Source organism: Amycolatopsis solani, assembly GCF_033441515.1.
GTDB classification, from domain to species: Bacteria; Actinomycetota; Actinomycetes; order Mycobacteriales; family Pseudonocardiaceae; genus Amycolatopsis; species Amycolatopsis solani.
The window spans coordinates 1639110-1656016 of record NZ_JAWQJT010000001.1 but is presented as its reverse complement, the minus strand read 5'-3'; the positions used below and the strand labels follow the sequence as shown (position 1 = coordinate 1656016).

Genomic DNA, 16907 nt, shown 5'->3' with positions numbered 1-16907 from the left:
CACGAGGCGCTAGACGAACCGCCGGTACCCGGCCCGCGCGGGAGCCCCGGCTTCGGCGAGCCCCGACAACGCCGAAGGCAGCGGTTCCCGGTGCAGCACCCCCAGGCGCTGCGTGGCGCGGGTGAGCGCGACGTACAACTCGGCCGCGCCACGCGGGCCCCCGGCCAGGATCCGCTCCGGTTCGACGACGAGAACGGCGTCGAACTCCAGGCCCTTGGTGGCCGACGGCGGAACCGTGCCGGGCACGCCCGGCGGGCCGATCACGACGGCCGTGCCTTCACGGCCGTCTTCGTCGCGGGCGAAATCGTCGATGGCCTCCGGCAATTCGCCGTCTGCAACCCGTCTGGACCACGGCCGGATCCCGCAGGCGCGCACGGATTCCGGCGGCCGCGCGTCCGGCGCGAACTTCGCCAGCACGGCACTGGCGACGGTCATGATCTCGGCCGGCGTCCGGTAGTTCACGGTCAGCTCCCGGTACTGCCAGCGGTCGCCGACGTACGGCGCCAGCACCGCGCCCCACGACGTCGCCCCGGCCGCCGACCGGCGCTGGGCGAGGTCGCCGACGATGGTGAACGACCGGCTCGGGCACTTCCGCATCAGCACCCGCCAGTCCATTTCGGACAGTTCCTGCGCCTCGTCGACGACGACGTGCCCGTACGTCCAGTCGCGGTCCGCACCCGCCCGTTCGGCGAGGTCACGGTGGTCGCGCTCGACGAACCGCTCGGCCAGGTCCTCGGCGTGGAGCAGGTTTTCCGCCGACAGCAGGACGTCCTCGTCCATTTCCTCGCGGTCCAGCTTGAGGACGTCGAAGACACCGGCGGAGTACTCGGCCGCTTCGGCCGCCCGCCGGCGCGCGGCGGCCCGGTCGGCGGCGTCGTCGCGGCCGAGCAGGTCGACGAGCTCGTCGAGCAGCGGCACGTCCGACACCGTCCAGGCGGCGCCGTCGGCGCGGAACAACGCGGGGTCGGCGCCGGCGGCCGCGAGCCGGCGCGGCGACGTGTACAGCGGCGCCAGCAGCGTCTCCGGCGTCAGCTCCGGCCACAGCGCGCCGAGGACGGCGTCGAGTTCTTCGTGCTCGGCCAGCTCTTCCCGGACGTCGGCGCGGAGATCGGCCCACGCCCCGCGGTCCGCCCGGGTCAGCCAGCCTTCGCCGATCTTCGCCACCGCGCGCTCGGCGAGGATCGCGACGACGTGCTCGCGGAACACCGTGCGGGCCTCGTTGTGCGGCAGACCGGACCGGCGCGCTTCGAGCCGGGCCTCGGCCGCGGTGCCCGCGTCGAGGTCGACGGTGATGTCGGCCAGCTCGACCGGCACCGGTTCGTCCGGCACCCGCTGCCGGTCGGCGACCGCCGCCGCCAGGACGTCGACCATCGTCGACGATCCCTTGAGCCGAGCCACCTCCGGCGCGTCTTCGGCGGTGACGCGCAAGCCGGGGACGAGGTCGCCGGTGGTCCGGAAGACGACGTCCGATTCGCCGAGCGACGGCAGCACGCGCCCGATGTGGTCGAGGAACAGCGGGCTCGGCCCGACCACCAGCACGCCGCTGCGCGACATCCGTTCGCGCTGGGTGTAGAGCAGGTAGGCGACGCGGTGCAGCGCGACGGCGGTCTTCCCGGTGCCCGGACCGCCCTCGACCACCAGGACGCCCGCGTGACCGAGCCGGATGATCTCGTCCTGCTCGGCCTGGATCGTCGCGACGATGTCCCGCATGCCCTCGCCGCGGGGTGCGGTGACGGCGGCCAGCAGCGCCGCGTCCCCGCGTTCGCCGGCGCCCGGACGGCCGAACACCTCGTCCGTGAACTCGGTGACCCGGCGCCCGACGGAATGGAACTGGCGACGGCGGCGCGTGTTTTCCGGCGACGCCGCGGTGGCGACGTAGAACGGGCGCGCCGCCGGCGCCCGCCAATCCAGGAGAAGGGGCTCGTAGTCGTTTTCGCCGTCGAAGAGACCGAGCCGGCCGATGTAGGAACGTTCGCCCGAAAGGGCGTCCAGCCTGCCGAAGCAGAGCCCGTTGTCGGCGACGTTCAGCCGCGTCGCTTCCCGGGCCCGGATGCGCACGTCGGCGTCCCGTTCCACCAGCGCGATCCCGGTTTCCCCCACGGCGGCCCGGTAGCGGGCCCGCGCCTGCTCGCGTTCGCGGTCGAGCCGCGCGTACAGCCCCGCGATGTACGCGCGCTCGTCCCGCAATTCCTCGTCGTACCCCTGATTTGACAATTTCCCCTCACAGCGGTTAGACTGGCACCAGGTTCGGCGAGTTCTCTTTGTTTTCGGAGAGCACGCCGATTTTTTATTGTCCACCCGCTGTCAAGGGGTTCGGCCCGGCGCGGGGTGGACAGCGGTACTCTTCGCCCATGAGCGGTCCACGGGTGTTCCGGTTGATCCAGCCCGTCGACGACATCGAGGTCGCGGTCGCGTTCTACGCCGCGGTCCTCGGCCACGCCGGCGAGCGGATCTCGCTCAACCGCCACTACTTCCACTGCGGCGGCATCGTGCTCGCCTGCGTCGAAACGCCGCCTGAGCACCGCGAGCCGCGGCCGCGGAAGGACCCGCGGATCGTCTACCTCGCGGTCGACGACGTCGAGGAGACGTTCGAGCGCGTCCGCGCCGCCCAGCCGCGCTGGATCGACGACGCCATCGAGACGCAGTTCTGGGGCGAACGCTCCTTCTACGCCGACGACCCGTTCGGCAACCCGCTGTGCTTCGTCCAGGAGGACACGCGCTACTCGGGCGGGCCCGTCGGCTGATCGCCGTTCGCCGACCGCAGCCGGAACGGCATGACGAACCAGAGGATCCCGAAGATCAGCAGGCACAGCACGGCCATCACGGCCATCGCGATCCCGCCGTAGACGACCTTGGCGATCAGCGCGACGGTCGACGTGATCGCCAGGGCCAGGCAGACCACCCCGACCAGGACGAACCGGTTGCCGACGGTCAGGATCCGTTCGCGGCTGCCGGTGCGGAACAGCAGCCGGTGCCACGCCGCGGGCGCGGTCAGCAGCGCCGTCGCGGCCACCGCGAGCGCCACCGCGGACAGGTGCAGCGACTTCTCGAACCCGCTGGCGTCGTGGAACCGGTCGGTGAACACCACCGACAGCAGGAACCCGAACAGGATCTGCACGCCGGCCTGCGCGACCCGCAGCTCCTGCAGCAGCTCGCCGACGTTGCGCGTCAGCTGCTCGTTGCGGGTCTCGCCGGTGTGTTCGGGCACGGAACGACCTTAACCGGGCCCGGGATCTCCCACCGGATGGGAAAAGCGTGAGTTTCCCACCGCAAGCGATCACTCGTTCGTGTGAAGATCATGGTGAGCGGTGTTCGCGCTGCTAGAGAAGGACCATGCGTCTTCTCCCGGCTCTCGCCACCGCGGCCGTCCTGGCCGCACTCGTCCCCGGCGCCGCTTCCGCGTCGACGTCACCCGTGCACGTCGCGACCGCGCACGGCACGTTCACCGCGTATGCCCCCAGCGCACACGCGGTGACGTACCGCCCCGACCTCGTCCCCACCGGCACCCGTGCGCACGTGTTCAGCCTCTCGGCCCCGCACGCGGGCACGACGACCACGCTGGTCGTCACCGGCCTGCGGCCCGGGCGCGCTTACGGCGCCCACGCGCACGCGCAGCCGTGCGGCGCCACCGGTGACGCCGCCGGGCCGCACTTCCAGCACGTGCCGGACCCGGTGAAGCCCTCGACCGACCCCGCGTACGCCAACCCCCGCAACGAGATCTGGCTCGACTTCACCACCGACCGGCTCGGCACCGGCTTCGCCCGGTCCACTGTGGACTGGACGTTCGCCGGGCGGCGGGCCCGGTCCGTGGTCGTGCACGAGACGCACACGCACACCGACCCCGGGCACGCGGGGACGGCGGGCGCCCGGCTCGCCTGCCTGGACGTGGACTTCTAGTCACCACCCCCAGGTGCGCTCGGGCACCACGCGGATGCGCGCGGAGAACTCGGCGTCGAAGGCTTCCGGTGTCTCGAAGCCGGCCGCCGCGTAGTCGGAGCCGTACTTGTCGAGGTAGCCCGGCGCCTCGGAGGCCTTCGCCTCGTCGACGGTCGCTTTGCCGTTGAGCACGAGGACCGAGCCGCCGTGCTCGTCGCTGTTGAGGTGGAAGCTCACCTCGGGGTTCGCCTCGATGTGCCGGAGCTTCGCGGTGTCCGGCTTGCTGAACAGCACGACGTCGTCGCCGTCGAGCACGAACCACACCGGCCGCGGGGCCGACCGCCCCTTCGGCGTGGTGGTGGTCAGCCACGCGATCTTTTCGCCCGCCCGGTCGGCGAGGTTCGGTTCCGTCATGTCGGTGCCCCCTGGCTCCTCGGTCCTGTGACCCAGGTAACCACGGGGCACCGACAATTCTTCCCCGCTAGCGCGAGGCGACCCGCCTGGCGTACCGCGTTCCGGCGGCCAGCAGCACCAGTCCGGCGCCGAGGAACGCGCCGACCCGCGCGAGGCCGTCCAGCGCCGAGAGGTCGAACAGCACCAGCTTGAGCACCGCGGCGCCGACCAGGACCAGCCCGGTCACGCGCAGCCCGACGACGTCGATCCCGCGCAGCAGCAGGACGAGCGCGGCGACCGTCCAGGACACCGTGATCAGCGCGTGGCCGAGCAGGAAACCCGGGCGGCCGGGGGCCGCGAGCAGCGACCCGCACAGCACCACCCCGCCGGCGCCGTACAGCGCGGCGACGCCGGCGAGGAGCCACACCGGCAGGTCGTCGGCCGGACCGCGGAACACCGACAGCCGGGCCGCCGCCCACGGGAGCGCGACCGAAACGGCGAGGATGAGCGCGGCGACCGCGAGCGCGCCGGCCAGCTCGGCGGCCGAGCGGGTGCGCGGGACGATCAGCAGCGCCGGCGTGACGTCGAAGAACACGCCGAGCAGGCCGCCGACCGTGGCGAACCCGAGCGCGGCGCCGAGCGCGAACCGGTTGCGGCCGGCGACCGCGGCCACCACCAGCAGCAGCGCCTCGCCGAGCAGGACCCCGGCGCGGGCCGCGCCGTCGAACTGCGTGACGGTCGCCTGCAGGATCGCGAGCAAACCGGCCAGCCCGGCCAGCTGCCCGGCGACGCCCGGCCAGAAGCGGCGCGCGGCCCAGACGGCGAGCAAGAGGACGCCGGCGCCCGCCGTGATCGGCACGGCCTGCGGCTTCGGCAGCAGCAGCGCCGCGATGAGCGTGGGGAGCACGGCCGTCGCCAGCACCGAAAGCGCGGCGGGGTCGTTCTCGCGGCGGCGCAGCACGATCAGCGCGAGCACGATCCCGGCGACGCCGGCCCCGCCCGCCGCGGCGGTGTTGGCCCAGCCGCCGCCCTGGCCGACCACCGCCGTGCTGATCACGGACGCGAACAGCGGCGGGATCCCGGCGGCGAGCGTGAGTGACGACCAGTCGCGGCGCAGCTGCACCGGCGTCGTCGCGAGCTGGACCATGAGCAGGAAGGTGACCAGTTCGGGGGTGAACCCGCGGGTGATCATCGGCGCGCAGACGACGCAGCCGACGACGACGGCCGCGGCCAGCAGCGGCGACTCCCAGCGCACGGCCACGAGCAGCCCGCCGACGGTGATCGCCAGCCCGGCGGCGAGGCCGGCGAGCACCGGCAGGAACTCGTAGAGCGTGGTCGCGGCGACGGCGTCCAGGTAGAGCGTCGCGATCCCGGTGGCGGCGAGGGCGAAGGCCCCGGTGCGGCCGGCGGGCTTGCGGTGCAGCCACACGCCGGTGCCGGTCAGCGCCAGCCCGAACGCGGCGCCGACGAGCACCCGCGGCAGCGGCCCGAGCCAGCCCCGCTGGACGGCCAGCACGAGCAGCAGGACGACGCCGAGCAGCGTGACGGCACCGCCGACCCAGGCGAGCACGCGGCTCCCGGCGCCTTCCTTGCCGAGCTTCTCACCGAGCGTCTGCCGGGGAACGGGCTGGTAGGGCGGCTGCGGGAAGTACTGCGGCGGGGGCGGCGGCTGCCACTGGTACTGCGGCGGCCACGGCGGCGGCATCGGCTGGGGCTGGGGCTGGGGCGGCGGCGCCAGCTCAGGCTGCGGAGCCGGCTTCGGCTGTTCGGTGCGTGCGGTCCGCAGTTCGGCACCCACCAGGGCGAGACGACGCCCCAGGTCGTCGATCTCGCCGGCGAGCCGGAGGAGCACATCTGCTTCGGTGGTCATACCGGACAGGGTCACGCACGGCGCCCACCTGCGGATCCGTAGCACTACTCAAACCCGGGTCACGTCCTGGTCGCGGCCAGCACCCGGTCCATGGTGGTCATGATCGAAACGGTTTCGGCGAGCGGCATGAGCGGGCTCTCGGTCTCCCCGTTCGCCAGCCGGAGCGCCACCTCGTCGGCCTGGTACCGCAGGCCACGGCCCTCATCGAGGTACTCGAAGCGGCTCCGCTCGCCCTCGCGCGGGATGAGCGTGAAGGACGCGGGCGCGTAGAAGGCACCCTCGACCTCGATGCGCGCGTCGGTGCCGACGATCGTCGCGGTGGTCGGCGTCACCGCGCTCAGCGTGCAGCTCAGCACCGCCTGCGCGCCGCTTCCGTAGCCGAACAGCATCGACGTCTGCGCGTCGACGCCGGTGAAGGCGGGCGTCGCGATCGCGGCAACGCGCTCGGGTTCGCCGAGCACCATCGAGGCGAAGGAGACGGGGTAGATCCCCAGGTCGAGCAGTGCGCCACCGCCGAGTTCGGGGGCGAACAACCGGAAGCCGGCGTCCTCGGCGAACCACTGCCCGTGGTCGGCGGCCACGGTGACGACCCGGCCGAGGCTCGGCAGCAGCTCGCGGATGTGCCGGATGTGCGGCAGGAACCGCGTCCACATGGCCTCCATGAGGAAGAGGTTCTTGTCCCGCGCCAGCTCGACGAGGTCCCGCGCCTCGTCGGCGTTCATCGTGAAGGGCTTCTCGACCAGCACGGCCTTGCCGGCCTCGAGCGCGAGCCGCGCGTTGGCGTGGTGCATGGGGTGCGGGGTGGCGACGTAGACGACATCGATGTCGGGATCGTTCGCAAGGGCTTCGTAGCTGCTGTGCCGGGCGGGGATGTGCCGCGCGTCGGCGAACCGCTCGGCGCTCTCGGCACTCCGGGACCCGACGGCGGTGACGACGCCGGAGGTGGTCAGCTCCAGGTCGTCGGCGAAGGCCTTCGCGATACCGCCGGTACCCATGATTCCCCAGCGCAGGGGCTTGTCGTTCATGACCGCGAGCCTAGATACCCCACTTACCCCGCGCCACGGCCACGACGAGCGCGCCCGCGCTCCCCAACGCGGCGAGCGCCATGACCGCGCACCCGTCGCCCGGAGCAGGGCGGCAGCCCGACGACACCTCGCGCAACGTGCGTGCGCGTGCGCGGCCGTCGGGTTGTCGACCTCCTCGAGGTACAGCAGGAGGTGCTGCCCCTCGAGCACTTGCGCCGAAGCAAACGGCCTTCGCGTTGAACGTAGAACCTCTGCCCGGCTCATCCCCGCCGATGGCCGGTTGTGGCCAACCCCTTTTAGTCAGTCCGACAAAAAGCTATCATCTGCCAGGTGAGCAGCGGAGAAGTTCCCTTCAGCGCGGTCGCGGTCGACCTGGCCGTCTTCACCGTGCGCGAGCGCGCGCTGCACGTCCTCGTCGTCGAACGCGCCACCGAGCCCTTCGCCGGCCGGTTCGCCCTGCCGGGCGGATTCCTCGAGGCGGGCGAAGACCTCGACCAGGCCGCCCACCGCGAACTGGCCGAGGAGACCGGCCTGGACACCGGCCGCCTGCACATCCGCCAGCTCCGCTCCTACGGCGACCCGGACCGCGATCCGCGCGGCCGGGTCGTGTCCGTCTGCTACGTCGCCCTGATGCCCGACCTGCCCCTGCCGGTGGCCGGCGGCGACGCCCGCGCCGCGCACTGGATCCCCGTCGCCACGCTGCAGGAACCCGCGCGCGGACTGGCCTTCGACCACCACCGCCTGCTGGCCGACGCGGTCGAGCACGCCAGGGACACGCTGTCCCACACCACCTTGGCGGCGGCGTTCTGCCCCCAGGAGTTCACCGTCGGCAAGCTGCGGGAGATCTACGAGATCGTCTGGGGCACCCGGCTGGACCCCGCGAACTTCCACCGCAAGGTCACCAACGTCCCCGGCTTCCTCGTCCCGACCGGCGGCAAGGCCGCGGGCACCGGGGGCCGGCCGGCGGCCCTCTACCGGGTCGGATCGGCGACCCGGCTGCACCCGGCGATCCTGCGGGACGACTCGTGGTGAGCCCCGAGCCGGGCACGGTCGTCATCTGCACCGCGCTCGACGTGGAGTACCGCGCCGTCCGCGAGCACCTGCCGGGGCCGTTGACCGAACGCGAGGAACGCGGTGCCCTGTACGACGTCGGCGCCTTCGGCGGCTGGACGGTGGCGCTGGCCCAAACCGGCGCCGGGGGCACCCAGGCGGGCGTGGAACTGGAGCGGGCCATCGCCGCGTTCCGCCCGGAAGTGGTCCTGTTCGTCGGCGTGGCGGGCGGCCGCAAGGACGTCTCGCTCGGCGACGTCGTCGTCGCCGACCACGTCTACGACTACGAGTCCGGCAAGGACACCGCGGCCGGCTTCCTGCCACGCATCAAGACCGCCGCCGCTTCGATGCCGCTGCTGCGCCGCGCCGGACAGCTGGCCCGCGACTCCGCGTGGCAGCACCGCATCCGGCCCGCCGTCCCGAACACCCTGCCGCGAGCGGTCGTAAAGCCGATCGCGGCGGGCGGCAAGGTCATCGCGGACACGGCGTCGGCGACCGCGCTGTTCCTGGCCCAGCACTGCGGGGACGCGGCCGCGGTCGAGATGGAGGCACACGGTTTCCTGTACGGCGCCTACGTCAACGAGGGCGTGCAGGCACTGGTCGTCCGCGGGATCTCGGACCTGCTGTCCGGCAAGACGGAGGCGGCCGACGAGCACTGGCAGCCGGTGGCGTCCCGGCACGCGGCCGCGTTCGCCTTCGAGCTGCTCACCCGCCTGAGCTCGCGCGACGGCGAAAAAGCCGTCGAAGCCTACGAAGCGGCCCGCGAACTGCAGCGGAGCTGGGACACGACGGTCGACGACCTGGTCGAGATCGAACGGCTCTACCGCCAGGCGGCGAACGCCGGCCACGCCGACGCGATGACCATGGTCGGCCTGACCGTCGAAGGCAGGCTGCGCGCGAGCGTCCTCGGGCAGGAATCCGGTGCCCCGTCCGCGGCGGACGTCCGGACCGCGTTGCACTGGTACGCCAAGTCCGCGGACCGCGGCAGCGTGTTCGGCGCCTTCCACCTGGGCCGCGTCCACGAGGAGCACTTCGGCGACCCCGACGAGGCGCTCAAGTGGTACGAGAAGGCCGCCGCCGGCGGTCACGGCGGCGCGCGGGCGAGCCTGGAAGGGCTGCGGCGCCGGCTGGAGCTGGGCCTCGGCGCGCTGGCGGGCCACAAACCGTTCGAACGACCACCGCTGGACCATCGACCGAGCGAAGGGGGACCCATGCCCGCCGACACCGAGCACGAGCAGTGGATCAACACGGAATTCGGCACCGAACCACAAGCTTTCGCGATTTGCCTCGGTGAATTGCAGGAAGCGTGCGGCGGCCAATACGGGGAATGGGGCACGCTGACCGCGGACGAGGGGTCGATGATCCTCGGCCACTTCTGCCTCCTCAGGCCCGCGCGGCCCCACCTGCCCGCGGTCGCGTTCGAGTACTACGACCGGATCGGCGAAGGGAACCTGCGGAAGTACGCGGCGGAACTGCGCTCGTCCGGCGCGCCGGATCCCGCGGAATCCGCGCCTGTGTGGTGGTGGCAGCGGTCCGAAAACCGGGTCAGCACCGTGGAAAACTTCTACGGGTTCGATCTCTCGGTGCAGGACTACGACTGGACGACGTCCCTGGTCGGCGACCTCATCGAGCAGCTGAAGGGCGACGCGGCACCCGACGCCGGGCTCCGCGAAACCATCCTCCACCTGCGGCTGGTCGCCCGCGCCATGGCGAAGCGGCGCGAGCTGGCCATCCCGGCGGCGACCGGCGAGGGCAAGATGGAGTTCTCCCTGCTGCTGACGCCGGAGCAGTTCGCGGTGCTCGTGCGCGTCGCCGAGGCCGCGTCCCAGTCGACGGACGCCGAGCCCGGCTTCCGCGAATTCTGGCAGCGCGTGCGAGCGGCCCTCAAGGCGGCGCACACCACGCCGTTCGACTGACGGCCCCTGGTCGACGTGATCGACACCACAAGCGACAATGGAGGACGTGACCGCCACCCTGAGCAAGCCCGCCCTGAAGATCGGCCCATACCAGGTCGATCCCCCAGTGGTGCTCGCCCCGATGGCCGGCATCACCAACGTCGCCTTCCGGCAGCTGTGCGCCGAGTACGGCGCGGGCATCTACGTGTGCGAGATGATCACCGCCCGCGCCGTCGTCGAACGGCACCCCGGCACCATGCACATGATGACCTTCGGGGCGAACGAAAAGCCCAGGTCGATGCAGCTTTACGGCGTTGACCCGAAGACCATGGCCGAAGCCGTCCGCATCATCGTCGGCGAGGGGCTCGCCGACCACGTCGACAGCAACTTCGGCTGCCCGGTCGCGAAGGTGACGCGCAAGGGCGGCGGGGCGGCGCTGCCGTTCAAGCGGAAGCTGTTCGAAGCCATCGTGCGCGAGTCGGCGCGGGCGGCGGGCGACGTCCCGTTCACGGTCAAGTTCCGCATCGGCATCGACGACGACCACCGCACCTTCCTCGACGCCGGCCGCATCGCCGAGGGCGAGGGCGCGGCCGCCGTCAGCCTGCACGCGCGCACGGCCGCGCAGCGCTACTCCGGGCAGGCCGACTGGACCAAGATCGCCGAGCTCAAGCAGGCCGTGACCACCATCCCGGTGCTCGGCAACGGCGACATCTTCTCCGCCGCCGACGCCCTGCGCATGGTCGAGCAGACGGGCTGCGACGGCGTCGTCGTCGGCCGCGGCTGCCTGGGCCGACCGTGGCTGTTCGGCGAGCTGGAGGCCGCCTTCGCCAGCCGCCCGCTGCCGACCCCGCCGAACCTGGGCGAGGTCGCCGGTGTCCTGCGCCGCCACGCGGAGCTGCTCGTCCAGCACGACGGCGAGACCAAGGCCCTGCGCGACCTGCGCAAGCACATGGCCTGGTACTTCATGAACTTCCCGGTCGGCTCCGAACTCCGCCGCGGCTTCGCGATGGTGTCCAGCCTCCCCGAGCTGGACGACCTCATCGGCCGCCTCGACCACGACGCCCCGTTCCCCGACAACGCCGACGGCCCCCGCGGCCGCCAAGGCTCCCCGGGCAAGGTCACACTGCCGCACGGCTGGCTCGACGACCCGGACGACGACTGCGTCCCGGAAGCGGAAGACATGCACTCAGGCGGCTGAGGCTCAGCCCGAACAGCAGCACCCCGAGCGGCACGTGCACGGCCGTGACGTGCGCGATCCCCAGCACAACCTGCGCGGTCACGAGCACGAGGAAGACCCCGGCGTACCCGATCGGCCACGGCGAATCCCCGCCCGGCTTCCACGCCAGGACCGCGGCGACCACCTGGACGACGGCGACCACGAACACCGTGTACGCCGCCGCGCTGTGCAGCGAATGCCCGCTCGGCGTGGTGAGCAGCAGGCCGGCGGTGACCGCCGAGAGGAAGACCGCGAGGGTCTGCAGGGCGCGCGAGAACGTTTCCATGCCCACCCGACGACGAAGCCCACCGGAACGTGAGGCCGTGACATCTGTCAGGCCGAAGTCGTGGCGAACGACATCCGTCCCCGAACCCGCGTCGCGACAAGCTTTTCGCATGACGAAGAACGGTTCCCCGCTCCAGACCCTCGCCATCGAGATCGCCGTCCCGATCGGTGTCTACTACGGACTCCACGCGCTCGGTGCCAGCGTCTTCCTGAGCCTCGCCCTCAGCGGCGTCGTCCCGCTCGCCCGGACGCTCTACCAGTTCGCCAAGTACCGCACCCTCAACGGCCTCGCGCTGGTCGTGCTGGTCACCAACGTGGTCGGCATGCTGCTGACGTTCGTCTCCGGCGACGCCCGGATGATGATCGCGAAGGACTCGATCGGCAGCGGCATCACCGGGCTCGTCATCCTCGTCTCCGCGTTCACCGCGGCGCCGATCATGACCAAGACCATCCAGCCGTTCCTCACCCGCGGCAAGGCGGAGAACGAAGCCGCGTGGGACCGCCTGGCCGGGACCGCGAAATTCCTAGGGATCATGCGTCGCACCAGCGTCATCTGGGGGATCGGGTTCGTGCTCGAGTCCGCCGCCCGCGTGATCGGCGCCTTCACGCTGCCGATCGAGACCATGGTCTGGCTGAGCACCGTCATCTTCGTGAGCACCTTCGCGGTGCTGATGGTCGTCGGCGGGAAGGTCGCCGAGCAGGCGGGCAAGCTGATCGTCGCGGACGCCCGGCCGCTCGTCGCCGCTTGACCTGCGACACCCCGGGGTGTACAGGTGTGTACATGTACAGCAAGCGGGAGCAGCTGGTCGGCGACCTCACCGACCTGATCCGCTCCGGGCGCCTCGCCAACGGCGAACGCCTCCCCGGTGAGAACCAGCTCGCCCTGCAGTACCAAGTCAGCCGCGGCACGGTCCGCAGCGCGCTGTCCGAGCTGCAGCAGCTCGAACTCATCTCCACCCAGGCCGGCGTCGGCTCGTTCGTCACCTTCGACGGCGTCCAGCTCGACCAGCGGATCGGCTGGGCCCGCGCGCTCGCCGATGCCGGCGCGCCCGTCACCACCGAAATCCTCGGCATCGAAACTGTGCGGGACCAGGCGCTCCACGAGGAATTCGGGCAGGAAACCTACGTCGCCGTCCGGCGGCTGCGGCGGGAGCACGACCGCGGGGTCTCGCTGGAGACCGCCACCGTGCCCGCCGTCGGGCCGCTCGCCGAGCTCCCCGGCACCGGGCTGCGCGACGACTCGCTCACCAAGACCCTCGAAGCCGCCGGCCTGGTCGCCGTCGGTGGCGACCAGTGGATCAGCACCGAACGCCTCGACGCCGGCGCCGCCGAACTCCTCGGCCGCGGCATCGGCGAGCTCTTCCTCCGCGCCGAACGCACCTCGGTCGACGTCGAAGGCAGGCTGGTCGAGCGGGTGGTCAGCCTGCTGGACCCGGACCGCTTCCAGTTCCACCTCACCTTCGGACACCGGTGAACGCGCGGGACCGGGCGCTCGGCGCGTTCACCGGACTGGCCGTCGGCGACGCACTCGGGATGCCGACGCAGTCCATGTCCCGCGCCGCGATCGCCGCCACCTACGGGCCGGTCACCGGCCTGCTGACCGCCGCCGCCGAGCAGCCGATCGCGCCGTCGATGCCCGCCGGGTCGGTCACCGACGACACCGAGCAGGCCGTCCTGCTGGCCCGGCTGCTCATCGACGGTCGGGGCACCGTCGAGCCGGACGTCTTCGCCGACGCCCTGCTCGGCTGGGAAGCGGACATGGTCCGCCGCGGCTCCGCCGACCTGCTCGGCCCCTCGACCAAACGCGCGCTTTCCCTGCTGCAGGAAGGCATCCCGGCCGACGAAGCCGGCCGCACCGGGACGACCAACGGCGCCGCCATGCGGGTCACGCCGGTCGGCATCGCCACGCCGGCCGGGGACCTGCACCGCCTGGTCGACGCCGTCGTCGCGACCGCGCGGGTCACGCACAACACCAGCCTGGGCATCGCGGCCGCCGCCGCGGTCGCGGCCGCCGTCTCCGCCGGGGTCGACGGCGCGAGCCTGGCCGAAGCGCTCGACGCGGGTGAGCGCGCCGCCGTCGTCGGCGGGGAACGCGGGCACTGGGCACCCGGCGGCGAGATCGCCGCCCGGATCCACTGGGCGCGCGGCTGGGTGCGGGGCATGGCGCCGGCCGCCGTCGCCGACGCGGTCGCCAGGGTGATCGGCACTTCGGTCGCGTCGCAGGAGTCGGTCGTGGCCTCGTTCGCGCTGGCCGAGGCCATGGGCGACGACCCGCCGTCGGCGCTGCGGCTGGCCGCCGGACTGGGCGGCGACACCGACACCGTGGCCGCGATCTGCGGGGCGATGCTCGGGGCCGCGCACGGCGTCGGCGCCTTCCGCCCCGACGTCGTCGAGACCGTTTTGGCCGTCAACCGGCTGGAATTCGGCCCGCTGGTCGACGAACTCCTCGCGCTGCGCCGTCGATGACCGGGCGGCTGGTGCACACCGGGCAGGTCGTCCTCGACCTGGTCATGGCGGTGCCGGCCCTGCCGCCTCGGGGCGGTGACGTCATGGCGTCTTCGACGAACCTCGTGCCCGGGGGCGGGTTCAACGTGATGGCCGCGGCCGCGCGCTCCGGTGCGCGAGTGCTCTACGCGGGCGCGCACGGCACCGGCGTGCTGGGCGACCTCATGCGTGCCGCGCTGACGGCCGAAGGCATCGAACTGGCCCACGAACCGACGCCGGAACTGGACACCGGTGTCGTCGTCGCGCTCGTCGACCAGACCGGTGAGCGCACCTTCGCGACCGGCACCGGCGCCGAAGGACGGCTGACGCCCGCGGCGCTCGCCAACGTCCTCCCATCGAGTGACGACGTCGTGTACGTGTCCGGCTACAGTTGGTTGCATAAGAGCAATCGCAGGGCTCTCGCCGAGTGGCTTCCCCACACTTCCGGCTCGAGAACCCTTTTCGATCCCGGCCCGTTGGCCGGTGAACTCACCCCCGGAGACCTTCACGACTTACTGTCCTTTGTAGACATCTTGAGCTGCACCGCGCGCGAAGCCGACGTACTCGGCGAGCTGCCGGAGGTGGCCATCGTCCGCGACGGCGCGAAGGGCTGCCGCGTCCACGACCACGGCCGCGTCACCGAGGTGCCGGGCTTCCCGGTCGACGCGGTGGACACCAACGGCGCCGGCGACACGCACTGCGGCGTGCTGGCCGCGGAGCTGCTGCGCGGCAGTACCCTCCTCGACGCCGCCGTGCGTGCCAACGCGGCGGCCGCGCTTTCGGTGACCCGGCACGGCCCGGCGACGGCACCGGACCGGGCGGAGATCGACCACTGGGTGGAGGCCACGACATGAGCGGTTCCCGCAAGCTCGAGGTGGAGACCAACGGCCTCGACGTGATCGACGACGCCGAGCGGCGCGGCAGGCCACGGCAGCTGTTCTGGCCGTGGTTCGGCGCGAACGTGTCGGTGCTGGGGCTGAGCTACGGCTCGTTCACTCTCGGCTTCGGCATCTCGTTCTGGCAGGCGCTGGTCGCCGGCGTGGTCGGCATCCTGTTCTCGTTCCTGCTGTGCGGGTTCATCGCGATCGCCGGCAAGCGCGGGTCGGCGCCCACGATGCTGCTCTCGCGCGCCGCCTTCGGCGTCCGCGGCAACCGGCTGCCGTCCGCGATCTCGTGGCTGCTGACGGTCGGCTGGGAAACCGTGCTGACGGCGTTGGCGACGCTGGCGACGGCGACCGTGTTCGACCGCCTCGGCTGGGGCGGCGGGACGGTGACGAAGGTGGTCGCGCTGGTGGTCGTCGCCGCGCTGACCGTCGCCGCCGGCGTGCTGGGCTTCGACGCGATCATGAAGCTGCAGACGTGGATCACCTGGATCACCGGCGTGCTGACGGTCGTCTACGTGGTCCTCGTGGCCGGTGACGTGCACTGGGAGGCGGTCAGCGCACTGCCGTCCGGCTCGGCGCAGCAGTGGGTGGGCGCGCTGGTGTTCCTGATGACCGGCTTCGGCCTCGGCTGGGTCAACGCGGCCGCCGACTACTCACGTTACCTGCCGCGCTCGTCGTCGAGCCGGGGCGTGGTCGGCTGGACGACGTTCGGCGCGTCGGTGGCGCCGCTGGTGCTGCTGGTGGTCGGGCTGCTGCTGGCCGGCTCGTCACCGGACCTGAACAAGGCGATCGCGGCGGACCCGATCGGCGCGCTGACGACGTTGCTGCCGCTGTGGTTCCTGGTGCCGTTCGCACTCGTCGCGGTACTCGGCCTGGTCGGCGGCGCGGTGCTGGACATCTACTCGTCGGGCCTGGCACTGCTGTCGGCCGGCCTGCGCGTCCCGCGCCCGGTGGCGGCGCTCGTCGACGGCGTGCTGATGGTGCTGGGCACGATCTACATCGTGTTCTTCGGCGGCGAGTTCCTCGCCCAGTTCCAGGGTTTCCTGGTCACCCTCGGCGTGCCGGTGGCGGCCTGGTGCGGCGTGATGCTCGCGGACGTCCTGCTGCGCCGCCGCGACTACGCCGAGCAGGAGCTGTTCGACCCGGCGGGCCGCTACGGCGACGTCCGCGTCGGGCCGATCGCACTGGTACTGGTGGCGACGGCGCTCGGCTGGGGCCTGGTGACGAACACGTCCGCGGACTGGCTGAAGTGGCAGGGCTACCTCCTGGAGCCGTTCGGACTGGGCGGCCGCGAAGGCGCGTGGGCGTACGCGAACCTGGGCGTCTTGCTGGCCCTGGCGCTCGGCTTCCTCGTGACGTTGCTGACGCGGCAGCGGGTCCGCGCGCAGGAGGCAGCGTGAGAGCGGTCCTGGCGGTCATCGACCTGCAGAACGTCTTCGCCGACCCGGCGAGCGCGTGGTTCACCCCCCGCTTCGCCGAGGTGGTCCCCCCGATCCACCGCCTGGTGGCGGCATTCGGCGACGACGTCGTGTTCACGCGATTCGTCGCGCCTTCGATTCCGGAAGGGGCGTGGAAGCAGTACTACGCGCAGTGGCCCTTCGCCCTGCAACCACCGGACGCACCGCTGTACCAAGTGATCTCCGACTTCCAACCGCCGTCCACAGTGGACGCGACAACGTTCGGCAAGTGGACCCCGCGCCTGGCCACCCGCGTAGGCGGCGCACGCCTGGTCCTGGCGGGCGTATCGACGGACTGCTGCGTCCTGTCGACAGCCCTGGCCGCGGCAGACGCGGGCGTCTCGGTGACCGTAGTGTCCGACGCGTGCGCGGGCGTGGACGACGAAAGCCACGCAAAGGCGCTGGACATCATGCGGCTCTACGGCCCGCTGGTGAAGGTGGCCACGACGGAGGAGGTGCTGGGCTAACGTTG

Annotated in this window: 17 protein-coding genes; 11 read left to right on the top strand and 6 right to left on the bottom strand. The window is 72.1% G+C overall.

The annotated features are described in order from the left end of the window. Positions 1-9: 9 nt before the first annotated feature. Positions 10-2214, bottom strand: a complete 2205-nt coding sequence (gene helR, locus SD460_RS08350; RefSeq protein ID WP_318306033.1) for an RNA polymerase recycling motor ATPase HelR — start codon at positions 2212-2214, stop codon at positions 10-12. Between the two features lie 137 nt (positions 2215-2351). Here helR and SD460_RS08345 point away from each other — a divergent pair, with 137 nt between their 5' ends. Further along, the gene (locus tag SD460_RS08345) at positions 2352-2744 is read left to right on the top strand and encodes a VOC family protein (protein ID WP_290055391.1); all 393 of its coding nucleotides are present in this window, start codon (positions 2352-2354) and stop codon (positions 2742-2744) included. On the opposite strand, the gene SD460_RS08340 is transcribed toward SD460_RS08345, so the two are convergent. After that, a complete protein-coding gene (locus SD460_RS08340) occupies positions 2720-3208 on the bottom strand; it encodes a DUF6328 family protein (RefSeq protein WP_290055393.1) in 489 nt (162 codons plus the stop codon). The genes SD460_RS08345 and SD460_RS08340 overlap by 25 nt on opposite strands. Positions 3209-3333: 125 nt before the next feature. Here SD460_RS08340 and SD460_RS08335 point away from each other — a divergent pair, with 125 nt between their 5' ends. Beyond that, positions 3334-3897, top strand: coding sequence for a superoxide dismutase family protein (locus SD460_RS08335; RefSeq protein ID WP_290055395.1), 564 nt, complete (start codon positions 3334-3336; stop codon positions 3895-3897). Here the strand turns inward: SD460_RS08335 and SD460_RS08330 are convergent, their stop codons facing one another. From SD460_RS08330 to SD460_RS08320, 3 genes are all read right to left on the bottom strand, one after another. Continuing rightward, a complete protein-coding gene (locus SD460_RS08330; protein WP_290055397.1) occupies positions 3898-4290 on the bottom strand; it encodes a TIGR03667 family PPOX class F420-dependent oxidoreductase in 393 nt (130 codons plus the stop codon). 67 nt (positions 4291-4357) lie between these two features. Next, positions 4358-6139, bottom strand: coding sequence for a DUF2339 domain-containing protein (locus SD460_RS08325; RefSeq protein WP_318306032.1), 1782 nt, complete (start codon positions 6137-6139; stop codon positions 4358-4360). 59 nt (positions 6140-6198) lie between these two features. Then, a complete protein-coding gene (locus SD460_RS08320) occupies positions 6199-7164 on the bottom strand; it encodes a Gfo/Idh/MocA family protein (RefSeq protein WP_290059639.1) in 966 nt (321 codons plus the stop codon). A 330-nt stretch (positions 7165-7494) separates the two neighbouring features. Here SD460_RS08320 and SD460_RS08315 point away from each other — a divergent pair, with 330 nt between their 5' ends. From SD460_RS08315 to dusB, 3 genes are read left to right on the top strand one after another with little or no spacing between them, the layout of a single operon-like run. Next, the gene (locus tag SD460_RS08315; RefSeq protein WP_290059641.1) at positions 7495-8196 is read left to right on the top strand and encodes an NUDIX hydrolase; all 702 of its coding nucleotides are present in this window, start codon (positions 7495-7497) and stop codon (positions 8194-8196) included. After that, positions 8193-10130, top strand: coding sequence for a phosphorylase family protein (locus tag SD460_RS08310; protein ID WP_290059643.1), 1938 nt, complete (start codon positions 8193-8195; stop codon positions 10128-10130). Before SD460_RS08315 ends, SD460_RS08310 begins: the two co-directional genes overlap by 4 nt. A gap of 37 nt (positions 10131-10167) precedes the next feature. After that, positions 10168-11307 carry a tRNA dihydrouridine synthase DusB gene (gene dusB, locus SD460_RS08305; protein ID WP_290059645.1) on the top strand — a complete coding sequence of 380 codons (1140 nt, stop codon included), beginning with the start codon at positions 10168-10170 and terminating at the stop codon, positions 11305-11307. Here the strand turns inward: dusB and SD460_RS08300 are convergent. Continuing rightward, a complete protein-coding gene (locus SD460_RS08300) occupies positions 11228-11611 on the bottom strand; it encodes a hypothetical protein (protein ID WP_290059647.1) in 384 nt (127 codons plus the stop codon). The two genes, dusB and SD460_RS08300, sit on opposite strands and share 80 nt — an antisense overlap. 109 nt (positions 11612-11720) lie before the next feature. Between SD460_RS08300 and SD460_RS08295 the strand changes: the two genes are divergently transcribed. The 6 genes from SD460_RS08295 to SD460_RS08270 are packed head-to-tail and all read left to right on the top strand — an operon-like array spanning position 11721 to position 16902. Then, positions 11721-12359 carry a VC0807 family protein gene (locus SD460_RS08295; RefSeq protein WP_290059648.1) on the top strand — a complete coding sequence of 213 codons (639 nt, stop codon included), beginning with the start codon at positions 11721-11723 and terminating at the stop codon, positions 12357-12359. Positions 12360-12391: 32 nt separating this feature from the next. Continuing rightward, the gene (locus SD460_RS08290) at positions 12392-13084 is read left to right on the top strand and encodes a GntR family transcriptional regulator (RefSeq protein WP_290059650.1); all 693 of its coding nucleotides are present in this window, start codon (positions 12392-12394) and stop codon (positions 13082-13084) included. Next, positions 13081-14076, top strand: coding sequence for an ADP-ribosylglycohydrolase family protein (locus tag SD460_RS08285; RefSeq protein WP_290059652.1), 996 nt, complete (start codon positions 13081-13083; stop codon positions 14074-14076). Before SD460_RS08290 ends, SD460_RS08285 begins: the two co-directional genes overlap by 4 nt. Beyond that, positions 14073-14948 carry a PfkB family carbohydrate kinase gene (locus tag SD460_RS08280; protein WP_290059654.1) on the top strand — a complete coding sequence of 292 codons (876 nt, stop codon included), beginning with the start codon at positions 14073-14075 and terminating at the stop codon, positions 14946-14948. The genes SD460_RS08285 and SD460_RS08280 overlap by 4 nt, the downstream gene beginning before the upstream one ends. Beyond that, the gene (locus SD460_RS08275; protein WP_290059656.1) at positions 14945-16378 is read left to right on the top strand and encodes a purine-cytosine permease family protein; all 1434 of its coding nucleotides are present in this window, start codon (positions 14945-14947) and stop codon (positions 16376-16378) included. The genes SD460_RS08280 and SD460_RS08275 overlap by 4 nt, the downstream gene beginning before the upstream one ends. Then, on the top strand, positions 16375-16902 hold the full coding sequence (locus SD460_RS08270) for a cysteine hydrolase family protein (protein ID WP_290059658.1): 528 nt from the start codon (positions 16375-16377) through the stop codon (positions 16900-16902). The genes SD460_RS08275 and SD460_RS08270 overlap by 4 nt, the downstream gene beginning before the upstream one ends. Positions 16903-16907 lie beyond the last annotated feature (5 nt).